This window comes from Peptoniphilus sp. oral taxon 836 str. F0141, assembly GCF_000179335.1.
GTDB lineage: Bacteria > Bacillota > Clostridia > Tissierellales > Peptoniphilaceae > Peptoniphilus_A > Peptoniphilus_A lacrimalis.
Genome location: NZ_AEAA01000065.1, coordinates 1 through 16,247, shown reverse-complemented (window position 1 = coordinate 16,247; position 16,247 = coordinate 1). Strand labels below are relative to the sequence as shown.

Annotated in this window: 14 protein-coding genes and 1 pseudogene; 11 read left to right on the top strand and 4 right to left on the bottom strand. The window is 31.0% G+C overall.

The annotated features are described in order from the left end of the window. The first annotated feature begins 34 nt into the window (after positions 1–34). Positions 35–1,594 carry a cardiolipin synthase gene (gene cls, locus HMPREF9131_RS02635; protein ID WP_009345216.1) on the top strand — a complete coding sequence of 520 codons (1,560 nt, stop codon included), beginning with the start codon at positions 35–37 and terminating at the stop codon, positions 1,592–1,594. 298 nt (positions 1,595–1,892) lie between these two features. On the opposite strand, the gene HMPREF9131_RS02630 is transcribed toward cls, so the two are convergent. The 4 genes and pseudogenes from HMPREF9131_RS02630 to mobC all read right to left on the bottom strand — a co-directional run bounded on the left by HMPREF9131_RS02630 (position 1,893) and on the right by mobC (position 4,936). Then, positions 1,893–2,594: an ISL3 family transposase gene (locus tag HMPREF9131_RS02630; protein ID WP_083794618.1), complete on the bottom strand. Its 702-nt coding sequence runs from the start codon at positions 2,592–2,594 to the stop codon at positions 1,893–1,895. A gap of 101 nt (positions 2,595–2,695) precedes the next feature. Continuing rightward, positions 2,696–2,983, bottom strand: a pseudogene (locus HMPREF9131_RS08930) (transposase family protein); the annotation flags it as partial. A 263-nt stretch (positions 2,984–3,246) separates the two neighbouring features. After that, positions 3,247–4,578, bottom strand: coding sequence for a relaxase/mobilization nuclease domain-containing protein (locus HMPREF9131_RS02620; RefSeq protein ID WP_009345219.1), 1,332 nt, complete (start codon positions 4,576–4,578; stop codon positions 3,247–3,249). Position 4,579: 1 nt separating this feature from the next. Beyond that, a complete protein-coding gene (gene mobC, locus HMPREF9131_RS02615; protein WP_009345210.1) occupies positions 4,580–4,936 on the bottom strand; it encodes a plasmid mobilization relaxosome protein MobC in 357 nt (118 codons plus the stop codon). A 329-nt stretch (positions 4,937–5,265) separates the two neighbouring features. On the opposite strand from mobC, the gene HMPREF9131_RS02610 reads away from it, so the two are divergent. The 10 genes from HMPREF9131_RS02610 to HMPREF9131_RS02565 all read left to right on the top strand — a co-directional run bounded on the left by HMPREF9131_RS02610 (position 5,266) and on the right by HMPREF9131_RS02565 (position 16,150). Next, a complete protein-coding gene (locus HMPREF9131_RS02610; protein WP_009345225.1) occupies positions 5,266–5,859 on the top strand; it encodes a TetR/AcrR family transcriptional regulator in 594 nt (197 codons plus the stop codon). A 17-nt stretch (positions 5,860–5,876) separates the two neighbouring features. Further along, positions 5,877–6,458, top strand: a complete 582-nt coding sequence (locus HMPREF9131_RS02605) for an MptD family putative ECF transporter S component (RefSeq protein ID WP_009345220.1) — start codon at positions 5,877–5,879, stop codon at positions 6,456–6,458. A 24-nt stretch (positions 6,459–6,482) separates the two neighbouring features. Further along, on the top strand, positions 6,483–7,184 hold the full coding sequence (locus HMPREF9131_RS02600) for an energy-coupling factor transporter transmembrane component T (protein WP_009345234.1): 702 nt from the start codon (positions 6,483–6,485) through the stop codon (positions 7,182–7,184). Beyond that, positions 7,177–8,568: an ATP-binding cassette domain-containing protein gene (locus HMPREF9131_RS02595; RefSeq protein WP_009345227.1), complete on the top strand. Its 1,392-nt coding sequence runs from the start codon at positions 7,177–7,179 to the stop codon at positions 8,566–8,568. Before HMPREF9131_RS02600 ends, HMPREF9131_RS02595 begins: the two co-directional genes overlap by 8 nt. Positions 8,569–8,603: 35 nt before the next feature. After that, positions 8,604–10,346, top strand: coding sequence for an ABC transporter ATP-binding protein (locus tag HMPREF9131_RS02590; RefSeq protein ID WP_009345211.1), 1,743 nt, complete (start codon positions 8,604–8,606; stop codon positions 10,344–10,346). Continuing rightward, the gene (locus tag HMPREF9131_RS02585; RefSeq protein WP_009345218.1) at positions 10,343–12,076 is read left to right on the top strand and encodes an ABC transporter ATP-binding protein; all 1,734 of its coding nucleotides are present in this window, start codon (positions 10,343–10,345) and stop codon (positions 12,074–12,076) included. Before HMPREF9131_RS02590 ends, HMPREF9131_RS02585 begins: the two co-directional genes overlap by 4 nt. Positions 12,077–12,112: 36 nt before the next feature. Next, the gene (locus HMPREF9131_RS02580; protein ID WP_009345224.1) at positions 12,113–13,462 is read left to right on the top strand and encodes an MATE family efflux transporter; all 1,350 of its coding nucleotides are present in this window, start codon (positions 12,113–12,115) and stop codon (positions 13,460–13,462) included. Between the two features lie 319 nt (positions 13,463–13,781). Continuing rightward, a complete protein-coding gene (locus tag HMPREF9131_RS02575; protein ID WP_009345230.1) occupies positions 13,782–14,192 on the top strand; it encodes a sigma factor-like helix-turn-helix DNA-binding protein in 411 nt (136 codons plus the stop codon). Positions 14,193–14,627: 435 nt separating this feature from the next. Beyond that, positions 14,628–14,837, top strand: a complete 210-nt coding sequence (locus HMPREF9131_RS02570; protein WP_009345237.1) for an excisionase — start codon at positions 14,628–14,630, stop codon at positions 14,835–14,837. 77 nt (positions 14,838–14,914) lie between these two features. Continuing rightward, positions 14,915–16,150 carry a tyrosine-type recombinase/integrase gene (locus HMPREF9131_RS02565; RefSeq protein ID WP_009345221.1) on the top strand — a complete coding sequence of 412 codons (1,236 nt, stop codon included), beginning with the start codon at positions 14,915–14,917 and terminating at the stop codon, positions 16,148–16,150. Positions 16,151–16,247 lie beyond the last annotated feature (97 nt).

Sequence of the window (16,247 nt, the reverse complement as noted above, 5' to 3'; positions counted from 1 at the left end):
GGAGAAAACTGAGCAAGTAGGAAGGTGGATATATATGAAACAAGATACTTTAGAGGGCAAAGCAAAAACAAAAAATGGGGTAAAACGTCTATGTTTTTCCATAATCTGCATTCTTCTGGAAGCGATTTTTATTATTACTATCGTAACACGCTTGAATGAATATGCAGAAATCATAAATTTATTTACCAGAGTTTTAAGTGGAATCTTAGTTTTGAGATTGTATGCGTCAGATAAGACATCTTCTATGAAAATGCCTTGGGTCATTTTAATTCTGATTTTCCCAATTATGGGTGTAGGCCTGTATTTATTGATTGGCTTGAATGGTGGCACGCATAAAATGCGTGAGCGATATGCAGAAATTGATAGCAAATTGTTACCAATGCTTCCAGACAATCAGGAGTGTTTAAGCAGAATAAAAGAAAAGATTCCGAAAGCAGGAAATATTGCAAGTTACATACAAAGAAATTCGTGGTATCCAATCTATCAGAATACGGATATCAAGTATTTTGATGAAGCAGTGAAGGGATTAGAGGCACAGCTTGAAGAACTTGCGAAAGCACAAAAGTTTATCTTCATGGAATATCATGCGATAGAAGATGCTGAAGCTTGGCATAAGATTCAAGATGTTCTGGAAGAGAGAGTAAAAGCCGGTGTGGAAGTCAGGGTATTCTATGATGATATGGGGTCTATAGGTTTTATTAACACAGATTTTGTAAAAAAGATTGAGAGTATAGGAATTCATTGTCGTGTATTCAATCCATTTGTGCCAGGCTTAAATCTATTTTTGAACAATCGTGACCACAGAAAAATAACAGTAATTGATGGAAAAGTTGGATTTACAGGTGGATATAATCTTGCAAATGAATACTTTAATTATACGCATCCGTATGGGCAGTGGAAAGATACCGGTATTCGTTTAGAAGGAGATGCTGTTCAGTCGCTTACAGTGACATTTTTAGAAATGTGGAATGCTGTTAGTGAAAAAGCTACGAATGATACTGATTTTAGTAAATACATTATTCATTACGATTATAAAGCACAGCAAACAGGTTTTGTTCAGCCTTATGCAGACAGTCCTATGGATAATGAGCAGGTCGGAGAAGAAGTTTATATCAGTATGATAAATAAGGCCGAAAATTACTGTTGGTTTATGACACCATATCTAATTATAACAGACGAAATGACACATGCGTTATGTCTGGCTGCTAAGCGAGGGGTAGACGTAAGAATTATCACACCAGGAATTCCTGATAAAAAATTCATTTATAATATAACTCGCTCTTTTTATCATGGATTAGTTAAACATGGTGTTCGTGTTTATGAGTGGACTCCTGGTTTCTGTCATGCAAAAATGAGTGTGGCAGATGACTGTATGGCAACTTGTGGAACAATTAATCTGGATTATCGAAGTTTATATCACCATTTTGAAAACGGCTGTTTTATGGCAGATTGCCAGGCAGTTGTGGAAATAAAAAATGATCTGATAAGAACGATGGGAGAATGTCGTGATGTGACAGACCAATATCAAACCGGACGAAGTGCATATTTGCGACTGGGACAATTATTTATGAGATTATTTGCTGGATTGCTATAAGAATCTGATGAAACGACCTTTCAAAAAACAGTTGATTTAGAAGTTAACTGTTTTTGAAAGGTCGTTTTTGCTATATCTAACAGTCTGTTGTACAAAGAAGATTTTGCATGGATGAAAAAAACAGGCTCTATGTCAAATATTGGGGAGGCTCGTTAAACCGAGTCTCTCTTATCATTTAAAAATCAATACTTAGACGCTAATAAAATAACAAAACTAAAATAACTAAAAAACTACTAAAAATAGACATAGCAAACAAAACCCCTAGGGGTTTTGCGAAATTTTCCCGTTTCCCTAATCACTACTTACAAGCAAACATAATTCTTTTTCTAAACAAATTGAAGTTTTTCATACCAAAACAATTTCTCTTTAAGGTCTTTATCTTAGTATGAGTACCTTCTAAAGGACCATTAGACCAAGAGTAATCAAATGAATTACATATCTCATCAAACCAATTTTTAAATGCTGTTATACAAGATTTAAATTCTTTTAAATTTGATTCTTCAGCTCTTCTTATCCACTCTCTTAAAGATTTAGCTGCTCTAACTCTATTGGGTTGAGTGAGGACATACTGGTAGAACAATTCCTTTAACCTATATGCAAATTTTAAATCATCACAAAAACTGAGCATTAAAGAAACATCTTCAGCTTGTTCAGAAGTTAATTTAGAAGCAGGTTTTGTAAGTAAACTCCTACTTCTCTTAAAATATTTTCTAAGCTTTGAAGAAATATCCTTTTGAATTCTCTTTCTAACATTCTCTAAAGCCCAAGAAACTTGTCTTATGAAATGATACCTATCAATAATATGGATAGAAGTTTTAAAGAACCTATTCTTAACAGACTTAAAAGTATTAGACATATCACTTACAAAAAACTTAACACCTTGTTTCTCCTTGTTAGAAATTCTTTCAAAGTAGCTAAATAAAAAGTTTTTATCCCTAGTAGGCAAAATATCAATGATAGAGTGTTTAGAACCATTAAGAAGAGAAGTCTGATACTTAATATTTCCACTGTCTCCTTTGAACTCACTTGTGCCCTATGGGTATCTATACAAAGAACTTCAGAAAGCCTATCTCTAGAAACACTTAAACAATTTAAAATTCTTAAAACAGTATTAGAAGAAACATTATATCTGTTAGCAATAGAAGAAATAGAGTAGAGCTCATCAAACTCATAAACAATAGCAAAAACAAGTCTATTAGTCATAGTGTGACCCTTAGCAATAAAATCAAGTTTCCTTTCAAAACGACAACCACAAGACTTACAATCATACCTAGTTTTCTTTAAATGAATAAGGCATTTCTTGCCACGGATATGGGTATCCTTAATCTTTTGAATTCTATGATCATGAACCCAAATTCTTTTAGAACCACAGTGAGGGTAAGTATCCATCTTTTTAACAGAAGCATGGACATGAATAAAGTCATTATCCTCATAAAAGCTATCAAAAACTACATCTTTAAAACCTAACAAATTCATGTTATTATTATTTTGCACTTATATGCACCTCCAGACTTTGTTTGTAGTTATTTTAAGTTTAGGACTAAATGCGTATAGAGGTAACTACTCCCAAAATGGTGGTTACCTTTTTTATTTGGCAATATTTGAAAAACTTTGTTGACAAATATCAACCGACCCTGACTTTTCCTATTTTTTTATCTTTCTACCTCTTTCCCATAATAATTTTCGTAGTTTTTCCTATACTGAACGAGGTCAGAAAATTGTTCTTTATTCAAAGAATACTCTTGCATAAGGGTGTTCTTTTTTTCTTGCAATTTATCAAGTTTGGATAGTATTTCTTTTGTATTTGGTAGTTTTTTATAGTTTTCTAAAATTTCTTTTGCGGCTATTTTATAGACGGAAAGTTCGCTATAATATTCTTCTGCAAATTGTTTATCATCAGGATTTTTCTTGTGGTATTTATAGATTTCACGATACTTATTTATAGTATTTATATTTTCCATATCTTGAGATAAACTCTTCAATTCAGTTTCAATTTTCTTTATTCTATCTAACAAGTCTTGTCTATCATCAGCAGATTTTTTGATCAGGTCATCGAGTTGAGTAATTGAATTAATTCCTTGTTCTCTAAGCTTAATTATCGATTCAGCCATTGTTTTGATATTGTGTTTTCTTGCCCAAACTTCATAACCTTTTGAGGATTGAGCTTTTTCATTAGTAGATATATCAATGACGTTTCCTACACGTTTTTTAATAGGATTAGCTTTGTTTTTAATAGCTAAATCTATTCTTTCTTTGATTTTTTCCTCGGTATAATCTTCTCCGATAGTCTTTGATCTTGTAAATCTTTGCTTATCTTTATGACGAAAAGCAATGTGTTTACCAAACTTAATTTCATAATCAATAGACTTCATATTTTCTAAAAATTCTTCCCACGATTTAGACTTATTAATCATTCTATCTATATCAAATTGTAGTTTAGACTTCCAAGAATTTCTTTTCTTGTTTTGGTCATATTCGTACCAAGATTTACCAGCAGTTTTGTATTTTCTTTTGTAAGCTTCATAGTATTTATCAATGACTGAAAGCTTATTTACTTTACATAATTCATCACTTTGATACCTGATTTTGTGGTAAGATTTTTTGTTAGATTGATAGCATTTACCAGTCTTGTAATTAACATTATTAAAAATAATATGGTTATGGATATGCCCTCTATCTATATGAGTTGCAAGAACAAATTCATAATCTTCTTTTAAAATTTTCTTACATAATTCCATTCCAATTTCGTGAGCTTTTATAGGATCAACCTCTCCTGGTAGAAAAGATTGGATTAAATGTCTAGCCAAAACTATACCTTTAGTATCATTGTCTTCTCGTGTTTTCATAAATTGAATGTGTGCAGTAGACGGATGACAATTAAATGAAGATACTAAGACTTTTTCATCAGTTTTTTCACTCTTAGTTATATAATCTATTGCCAAATTTAGAGTTGATTTTATAGGATGTATTTTTGTAATTGCCATACTAATCACCAGAACTTTCTTTTGATTTGTTAAGAAGTAGGGAATGGATTTGCCATATTTCTTTTGATAATTTTTCTATCTGCTTATTCATTGATTTGATTTCATTTTTGTAAATAACACCAGTTGTATTAGTAGCTTTTGTAATCTGGTTTATATTATTTGTTGCATTTGAAAGTAACCATTGTAGGTTTCTAAATGGTTCTAAATCTACTACATAAATCTCTTTTTCCAATACACATTTTCTAAGAAAGTGGGACATAGTTTTGCAATTAGCAAGTTTCATTTTCTTTTCAAAAACTTCTTTTTCTTTATCTGTTAAATATATTTTAAGCTGATTTTTTCTCTTTCTATTATCCATAGTATATCTCCTTATCATAAAATATTGGGGTCTTAGGGTTCTCCCTAACAAGGTAAAATTGATAAAAAAAGAAGCAGTCCATAAAGGGTCTGCTTCATCAATTTATCGTAAGTGGGTACTCACTTACTGTGCTTGCTATTAAAGTTATAAGCGTTAAGCGTTTATTCAGTTTTATTAATTATACCGCATTTAAATAAATTAATTAAGAAGTATACGGTAGAGTAGAGCAAAATTTATAATTTGATTGATATTGAAAATATTTTTCAATTAAGATATAATAAAAACCGAGGGAATCCTCGGAAAATAATCGAATGATTGGAGGTATTTTATTGAAAGATAAGGAAACAAAAGTTGGTCAAATTAGAAAAAAAGAAATTCGAGATGCAGCAATGAGATGTTTTTTGAATAAAGGATTTCAGAATACAACAATGGAAGATGTGATTAAAGAAGTTGGCATGAGCACAGGTGGTGTCTATCATCATTATAAAAGCACAGCTGAAATGCTTAAAGATTTAATGCTTGATGGAAATCAGTATAGAAATAATTTAATTGATAATTATTTAGAAGCTCACATAGGTCAAGATAAATATGAACAGATGAGTGAAATTTTAGTGGATAAGTGTCTACCAGATACAGATATTACTAAGGTTTATTCTCTTTTATTACAATCAAAAAAATATAATGAAGATTTAGAAAAGATGTTTCAAGATTTGAAAACAGAAACAGTAAATCAATTAGATTCAATATCTAATAAATTAGGAATTGATTCAAAGATTTTTGAAGATGGTTTTTTAGTAAATTATATAAATGGAATGATATTAAGCTCGCAAGTTCTTAATGCAAGAGATTCATATGATGAGAATAGGAAATATCTAAAAGATACAATTTTAAATTATATTTTAGATTTAGAAAAAAATAGATAACTAAGGAGGTTTCAGAAATGAATAAAAAATTAGAAGTTAGAGATTTAATTAATGTTGGTTTGTTTGCAGTACTTGGGTTTATTTTTATGCTAATAGGCTCATTTACAGCTATGGTTCCTGTTTTGATGCCAATTGTTCCCTTAGTACAGGGAATTTTAGTTGGACCTAGTAACATGCTTTTTTCAACAAAAATTAAGAAGCCAGGAATGCTTTTTATTCAAACAATGCTAATATCTTTAGCTTATGTCATCATGGGTCATGGTCCATGGGCACTTTTAACAGGAGCAATTGCAGGATTTATTGGAGAAATAATATTAAAAACAGGCTCTTATGACAGTAAAGGAAAATCTAGATTAGCATTTTCTTTTTCAAGTCTTTGCACTTTAGGAAACTATGTTCCGATTATCATCTCAAGAAATGAGTATGCACAAGGGCTTTTAAATCAAGGTTATAATCAAGAATTTATTGACACAATGATGAAAGTTATGCCTGATTGGATTTTAATAGTTATGGCTATTTTAGGATTTATTGGTGCTTTTGTAGGTTGTAGCTTAGGAATTGTGTTTTTGAAAAAACATTTTTCAAAAATTGGTAAGTAAGAATTAGGGAGCGGGTTATTAGATATGATAAGGATAGATTTTAGAGCAAAATTATTTTTAATGATGGTTATTTCTTTTATTATGACAATTGGAAATATTCAAAGCCTAAATCCTATATATTATGTATTAATATGTATGCTCCCTACTTTTTTATTATTTTTATCTGGACATATAAAATCCGGGATTAAATCAATCATACTTTTTATAATATTGAATATTATAGAAATTAATATTAGGGAATTAAATGATTCTATAATATTATCACTTATACACATAGTTATAATTATAATAAAAAGAGTTTTTGCACCTATGGTTATGGGAAATTATATAATTTTAACGACTAGTGTAGGAGAAGCAATTTGTTCATTAAAAAAGGTGAAGTGTCCTGATCAGATAGCCATTCCTGTTGCGGTTATGGTTAGATATTTTTATGCAACAAGAATTGAGTATAGACAAATAAAACAAGCTATTTATTTGAGGGGTATAAGTTTTAGGAAATTTTTAAAGAATCCTATTTTATTAATTGAATATAGGATAATCCCACTATTGATGACCCTATCAAATTCTGCTGATGAATTGACAGTAGCTTCATTAACTAAGGGTCTTGCTGTCAATCAAAATAGATCAAATATTAGAGAAGCAAAGTTAACATTTACTGACTATTTAATTTTTTTTGTTTCTATTTTAGTTTTATTTTTTTATATAAGAGGTAGAAAATATGCTTAAAATAAGAAAGCTTGATTTATCTTTTGATGATGAAAATATCTTAAAAAATCTAAATTTTGAATGTAAAGCTGGTGAAATTACAGTTATTACAGGACATTCTGGATGTGGAAAAAGCACACTATTAAAAGCAATTAATGGAGTAATACCTGAATACCTTGATGCTAATATTAGTGGAGAAATAAAATATAACAGCCTAGATTTACTTAGTAAAAATATATTTGAAAGATCATGTATTATTTCAAATGTATTTCAAAATCCAAAATCTCAATTTTACTGTATGAATTCCACTGAGGAGTTAGCCTTTCAGCTAGAAAATAGAAATACTGACAAGTCAGAGATAATCAATAGAATAAAGAAATACTCAAAACTCTTAAATATAGAATACTTATTAGACAAAAATATATTTGATTTATCTGGTGGAGAAAAGCAAATGATAGCACTTGCAGCTTGTGCAATTTCTGAAAATGATATTATTTTATTAGATGAACCATCTTCATCATTAGATAATGAATCTATAGAAAGGTTAAAAGAAGCCTTAGTGAAATTAAAAGAATTAAATAAGATAATAATTGTTGTGGAACATAGATTATTTTATTTAAAAGATATAATGGATAGGCTCTGTATTATTGATAATGAGTCTTTAATTTCATACGAAAAAGAAGATTTAAATGATTATAATTTGAAAGCTATTGCAGAAGGATATGGACTTAGAACATTTAATAAAATAGAGAAAAGTGATTTAGAGATTAATAAATATTATAAAGTGAATTTATTGGATGATAAAAATAATTTTAGAAATGGAGATTTATCATGTCATAATTTTAAGAAAAAATATGAAAAGAATAAAATTTTTGACTTTAGTATTTCCTTTAATAAGGGAGTAAATTTTATCATTGGAAAAAATGGAATAGGGAAAAGTACTTTCATTAAATTATTGACCGGTACTACAAAAGGTCACGGAGATGTATTTGTTAATCAAAAAAAAGTTACAAAACAAAATAAAGAAATTTTTATGGTAATGCAAGATCCTAGCTCCCAGCTTTTTACAGAAAGTGTATTATCGGAAGTATCAACAGTAAGTGAAGATAAAAGCCTAAATGAAAAAATGTTGGAAAAGATGGGATTATTATCAAAGCTTGAAAAACATCCTCAAAGTTTATCGGGAGGAGAGAAGCAAAGATTGTTGATTGCTATAGCAAGGCTTAGTAATAAACCTATTATTATCTTAGATGAGCCTACAAGTGGATTATGTAAACCACAGATGAATACATTAATTAATTTCCTACACGATATGGAGAGAGAAGGAAAACTCATTATAATTATTACACACGATTTTGAATTTATAAAACACTGTGATGGTACAATATATGAATTTCTAAAATAAAATGAAAATGGATACAATTATGGAGGTGTTAAATTATGAAAGAAAAAAGTCCTGCTGTAATATTGTGGGAGCTTGCATATAAGGAACATTCAAAGTTAAAAACATCTGTATTTATAGCAAGTATCGGTGTTATTGCCGGAATTGTTCCATACATTGCTGCAAGCCGTATTTTAGTCTATTTATTAAATGGAATTGCAGATTTCAAGGTCTATTTTTTATGGATGGGAATAGGTCTGTTATCTTATATTTTAAAATCTGTTTTATACTCTACGGCGTTATCTGTATCTCATAAAGCGACTTTTAGTGTATTGAAAGATATTCGCTTGAGAATGCTTGATAAACTTCCGAAGATGCCGTTAGGAGAAATAATCTCTGTTCCAAGCGGAAACTTTAAGCAGATTATAGTGGATCAGGTTGAAAGTATGGAGAAACCGCTCGCTCACCTGTTGCCTGAAATGACATCGAATCTCTTAGGTTCTTTGAGTATATTTATTTACTTATTATTTCTTGATTGGAGAATGGCTCTTTTATCATTAGTATCCATTCCTTTGGGGATGCTTTTTATGGGACTCGTAATGAAAAATTATGCTGTTCAATATGAAGGATCTGTAAAGGTAAATCGAGAAATGAATTCTGCAATTATTGAGTATGTCAATGGAATAGAAGTGATAAAAACATTTAATCAAGACAAGAGATCGTACGCAAAGTACAAAAATAAAGTCATTGCAAATGCAAGATACTTTTATGAATGGATGAAGAGCTGTCAGTTACCTGTATCTTTATCTAAAAACATATCTCCTACTACAATGATAACAGTGCTTCCATTTGGTTGGTATTTCTACATTAGCGGAAGTTTAAGTGCAGAAGTATTTATATCTGTAATTATTCTATCTTTAGGTATTGCAGGACCTTTACTTGAAACAATCAATTTTGTTGATGGTCTTGCTAAGATAGGGACTATTGCAAATTCTATTAACTTAATTTTAGAAGGAAAAGAACAAAAGCATTCTGATAGAGAAGTGACTATCCAGCAATATAACATTGATTTACAAAATGTAAAGTTTGGATATGAAGAAGAAAAAGAAATTCTTCATGGAATATCCCTAAACATAAAAGAAGGGACAACAGTGGCTTTTGTTGGACCAAGTGGAAGTGGCAAGTCAACGTTAGCAAAATTAATAGCTGGATATTGGGATATCATGGAAGGAAATATAAATATTGGTGGACACAATCTTAAGGAAATTCCATTAAAGCAATTATATAGTTTGACCGCCTTTGTTTCTCAGGATAATTTTTTGTTCAACGAAAGTATTAGGGAGAATATAAGAATGGGCAATCCAAGTGCCAGTGATAAAGAAGTAGAAGACATTGCTAAGAAATCGGGTTGTCATGATTTTATTATGAAAATGGAACATGGTTACGATACGGTTGTCGGAAGCAGCGGAAGTCATGTTTCCGGAGGAGAAAGACAGAGAATATCCATAGCGAGAGCAATGCTCAAGAATTCTCCGATAGTGATACTGGATGAAGCGACTTCGTATATTGATCCAGAGAATGAAGTGATTATTAAAGAGGCTCTATCTAAATTGATACAAAATAAAACTGTTATTGTTATTGCACATAGGTTGTCAACAATAACAGATGCAGATCAAATATTTTTGATTGAGAATGGAGAGCTTATTTCACATGGTAAGCATGAAGAACTTATGGAAGATTCTGAGTTATACCAAAAGATGTGGAATGCTCATATTGGAGTAAAGGATGGTGAAATAAAATGATAAGTGCCTTAAAGAAAATTTTAGATTTCTCAGGTGATGAGAAGAAAAATATATACCATTCTATATGGGTAAGTTTCTTGTTTGCAATTTTTCACATGCTCCAAATCAGTGCAATATACATTATTGTTAAAGCTATTGTTGAAAAAGATATGAGTATGACACCTGCATGGATTGCTTTGATACTTCTTGTTATAAGCATAGTTGGCAGAAGTGTTGCAAATTATTATTCACAGTTACAGCAATGCCATGCAAGTTATTTTATGGTGGCAAATAAAAGAGTTGCAATAGGTGAAATGTTAAAAAAAATACCTATGGGATTTTTCAATGAAAACAATATTGGTAAAGTGGTTGGAATTTCTACAACCGTTTTAGAAGATGTAGAAAATACCGCAGCAATGGTTATGGTAAATACATTATCAGGTTTTATAAACACGATAATATTTACAATAATGATTTTAGCATTTGAGTGGAGAATAGGTTTTATTGTTGCAATTGGATGCCTATTGTACTTATTTGTTCTATCAAAAATGGAAAGCAAATCAAGGAGTGTTCTTCCTAAAAGACAAAAAGCATCTGCTAAATTGGTTGATGCCATTTTAGAGCAAATTGGTGGAATGGCTGTTATAAAAGCCTTTAATTTAACAGGGAAAGGCGATGAAAAAGTCAGAAGTGCTATTGAAAATACCAGAAAAACAAATCTTGATTGTGAAAAGCTGTTTACACCTTATACAATTTTGCAAAATATTCTTTTAGATTTGTTTAGCATATTAATCATAGGTGCAGGTATTTTCTTCTATTACAGAGGAGAACTATCGTTTCTAAATACTGTTATGACGATCATAATTTCATTTCTTGCTTTTTCACAAATTAAATTGGCGGGAAGTGCAACAACTGCTCTCAGGGTTGTCAGTGGATCTATTGAACAAACTAATGCATTAGAAGGATTTCCACAAATGGATATTGATGGAAAAGACATAAAGCCTAATACTTTCGATATTTCTTTTGGTAATGTAGAGTTTTCATATTCAGGCAAAAAAATCCTTGATGATATATCTATTGAGATACCGCAGAAACAGATGACTGCGATAGTTGGACCATCGGGAGCTGGGAAAACTACATTTTGCAATTTAATCGCAAGATTCTGGGATATAGATAAAGGGGAAATTAGCATAGGTGGTCATGATATAAAAGAATACTCTTTAGAATCATTGATGAGGCAAATCAGTATGGTTTTTCAAAATGTATATTTGTTCCAAGACACAATAGAAAATAACATAAAATTTGCTAAGCCTGATGCCACACATGAAGAAGTAGTAAAAGTTGCTAAGAAGGCTTGTTGTCATGAATTTATTATGTCTCTTCCTAAGCAATATGAAACAGTTATAGGTGAAGGCGGAACAAGTTTATCCGGAGGAGAAAGACAAAGAATATCAATAGCTAGAGCGATGATAAAAAATGCTCCAATCATCATTTTTGACGAAGCTACTGCAAATGTTGACCCTGAAAATGAGGATAAACTACAGATTGCTATGGAAGAACTTACAAGAGATAGAACTGTAATAATGATTGCACACAGACTAAAAACCATAAAAAATGCAAATCAAATTCTTGTATTGGCTAATGGAAAGATAACGCAACAAGGTACACATGAAGAACTTATTCAAGTTGATGGTATCTACAAAAAATTTGTTGAAGCAAGACAAGTGGCAGCAAAGTGGCAGTTGTCATAAGTTATAAAAATATTGAAAAAAACTGGAGGAAGTCATATGGGAAAACAAGATATGAAAACACAACTTTTAACCAAAAGTCCTAAAGATTTATTGTTTCAGTTAGCTATTCCGGGAATTATAGGAATGATAGTTATAGGGCTATATCCATTTATGGACGGAATTTTTGCTGGATGGATTATTGGAGACTATGCAATGTCTGCTATTAGTATATCCATGTCCTTAACAATAATAAATGGTGGAGTATCAGCACTTATTGGAGTTGGTAGTGCATCAATATTATCAAGGGCGATTGGAAAGGGAGATAAAGAAACAACTGACAAGATATTTGGAAATTTTTGTTATTGGGTAATTTTATTCTCTATAGTTATCACAATATTAGGTTTGATATTTGCACCTAATTTTTTGGATTTAGTAGGAGCGAAGGGGAATATTAAAGAACTTGGAGTCAGATATTTAAGAGTAGTTTTTTTGGGCTCCATATTTGTTAACTTTGCTCAAGCCGGAAATATGACAATGCGTGGTGAAGGTGCAGTAAAGCAATCAATGATTATTATGGGGGTAGGAGCAATATTAAACATTATTTTAGATCCTATTTTCATGAAGTTGATGGGAGAATATGCGATTGAAGGGGCAGCTATTGCAACTGTAATCTCTCAAATTGTGCAAGCTATATTAACCTTACGCTATTTTTCAAAGAAAAGTGCTTTTGTGAGGATTCATAAAATCCAAAAGAGTAAGGATATTTCCAGTGAAATGTTTAGCATAGGAAGTTCTGCAATGATGATGCAAATTTTGTTTGCAGTACAACAAACATTCTTGTTTAAGCAAGCTTTCGCATACGGTGGAGATAATTGGGGAATTTTAATGGCTGCTACAATGAGATTGTATATGTTCTCCTTTATTCCTCTTTGGGGAATGAGCCAAGGTTTACAGCCTGTTATTGGGGCAAATTTCGGAGCAAAGCAATATAAAAGAGTAAAAGATACAATGAAGGTTTTTATGTACGGAGCAACTATTCTTGCAGCTCTTTCATGGATACCATCGATGTTTTATTCAGAAAAATTACTATCACTATTCAGTGTAAGAAGTGAAATCATAGAAGCTGGTGTTATGAATTTCAAGATGTTTTATTCCACATTTATTTTGTATGGAATTATGATAATGACACTTACATTCTTTCAATCTATTGGAGATGGGAAAAAAGCAAGCATGATTGTAATGCTTAGACAACTGATTTTGTTTATTCCGGCTATATTATTGCTTCCAAAGTTTTTTGGAGCAAGTGCAGTTTGGTGGGCTGAACCTATTGTAGATTTTAGTATGATTATGTTGGGACTGTTTTTAATGCTTAATGGACTTAGGAAAATGGGAAAAGACAAAGCGTAAATACAAGGACATTTGATATAAAAGCGAAAATAATCAAAAGAGGCTGTAGGTATGGATGCTATTTATCTATAATGAACGGAGGGAAAGGGAGATGAACAAGTGTATAAGTTACCTTGTAGAATTGAAATGGAATAAAAATACTCCTTTTTTCTATAATTCTTGTAGTTGTCTGTCTTTACATATTCTCGTCTAAACAATTAAATATAGTAAAAGAAAGAACGGATTTCTTTCATTTCAGAGGACTTCTTATGCCAAGATGCAGGAGTCCTCCTTTTTTGTCTGAATAAAAAATAGACAAAAAAGAAATGGAGGAAACTTTATGGCAAAAGAGTATTACCTTTATGTCAACGGACAAAGGGTTAAAGTCAGCGAGCAGATATATAAAGTCTACTGGCGAGAAAAAGAACACGAAAAGTATTTGGAGCAGGTGGACAAGAAAAACCACTTGCTCTTTTTTTCATCTCTAAATCACGATGGGAATTTTGAAAATAATCTAGAAGATAAAAATGTTGATGTTGAAAAAGTTGTAGCTACACAAATAATGATTGAAGCACTAAGAAATGCTATGTCAAAGTTAAATGAGGAGGAACGGGAAATAATCGAAAGATTATATTTCAATGATGAAACACTTCGTGCAGTAGCAAAGACTCAAAATATATCACATCCTGCTTTAATAAAAAGGCGAGATAAGATTTTAGAAAAACTAAAGAAATTTATAGAAGAAATATAGTTTCTGGTTACCAAAGAGGGCAAATTTTCCTTTATAAAGTGAGGGGAGTTTTGTCCTCTTTCTATTTTAAAAGAAATTTAAACAATATTTGAACCATAACAATTAAATAGACCAAGACAAGACATTAATCATTTTTGGAGCGTAATAATCTATCCGCCAAGATCTTTCTGCTGAATAATTCGGCAAAACAATTACTGCTAAGCAAAAAGCAAGGGAAGAAGAAAGGGAGCGATAAGTAAGAGTTTGAATATAGGGAGGGATACCCTATTCGCTACGAAGAAAATGAGGATAATGATACTTCTAAGGTTGAAGCCGGCTCATCCTGAACAGAGGCGGAGGTGAGATTCCTATGTTGCTAATCCAAGGCACTTGTCAATGTCAAAAAACTTTAAAAATATTAAAATAAATATTTTAAATATATTATTTGGAGGATTTATGATTAACGAAAATATAAAAGGTGTTCGTGTTTCTGAGAAAGCATTTCTAACATTAAAAGAAGCATCTGAATATTTTAATATTGGTCAAGATAAAGTTAGACAATTAACGGATGAAAATGATTGCGATTTTGTATTATTTAATGGTAGTAAGCGTCTTATTAAGAAAAAGTTAATGGAAGAATATTTAAATAGACAGTTCTCTATATAATCTAAAACTATATATAAAACACGCTTAATGCGGTATAATAATTATAGCGTGTCTTTTATCAAAAAAGGAGAATTTTTATGGTAAAAAGACGCAAAGATAGTAAAGGGGTTGTTTTAAAAGACGGTGAATATCAAAGGTCAAATGGCACTTATGAATTTAAGTGGCAAGACAAAATAGGGCGTAGAAAATCTATCTATGCGAAAACTCTAAAGGAATTAAGAGAAAAGGAATTGGATATTTTACGCAATACTATAGATGGAATCAACAACGAAGGAAGTAGCTTGTCTGTAAATGATACTTTTAAGTTATGGACAAAGGTAAAAAGAGGTTTAAAGGATAATACCTTTAAAAATTACATCTATATGTATCAACAATTCGTCGAACCGACTTTTGGTCGTATTAAACTATCTGATATTAAAAGATCTGATGTTAGAAGTTTTTATAACAGATTAAAGGAAGACCAGGGATTGATGGTTTCTACCATAGATTGTGTTCATACTGTGCTACATCAGGTTTTAGAATTAGCAGTGGATGACGAATATATAAGGTTTAATCCATCTGACAATGCTTTGAAGGAATTGAAAGTAGCTTATCGAAATGAATCTCCGAAGAAAAAAGCCATGACAATAGAAGAACAGGTGCTATTTGAAGAATATTTATCTAATAGTGACGAATATAAAAAATGGTATCCAATATTCATTGTTATGCTTTGGACAGGAATGAGAGTTGGAGAAGTTACAGGATTGCAATGGGACGATATAGATTTTGACAATGGTCTTATAAGTGTAAATAGGACTTTGGTATATTATAGTAAAGGTAAAGGATTAAACAATAGATATGCTATTAATACACCGAAGACAGAATCAGGTAAGCGAAGTATTCCTATGGTTCAAAAAGTAAAAGATGCTTTTCTTATGGAAAGAGAGTTACAAAAGACTTTTGGAATCGAATGTTGTGATTCAATCGATGGATTTAAAGACTTTGTATTTTTAAATAGATTCGGAAAGGTTCACAATAATGGAACACTTAATAAAGCTTTAAGAAGAATTGTTAGGGATTGCAATTTAAGTATAATGGATAAAAATAAATCGAACTCTAATGATATTCTATTAGTTCCACATTTAAGCAATCACATTTTCAGACACACCTTTACTACAAGGCTTAATGAACAAAATATAAATACAAAAGCAATGCAGTCTATTCTAGGTCATTCTGATATTAGTACAACAATGGATATATATGTAGATGCAACAGAAGATTTTAAGATAGAACAGATGGGAGAATTTGAAAAAGCGATGAAATTTATATTTTAGAATTTACGACAGCTTACGACAAATTTACGACAATTTGCTAGAAATCTATAGGCACTTATAGAGAGTTAGCAAATTGTCGTAAATTGAGAAGTACCAT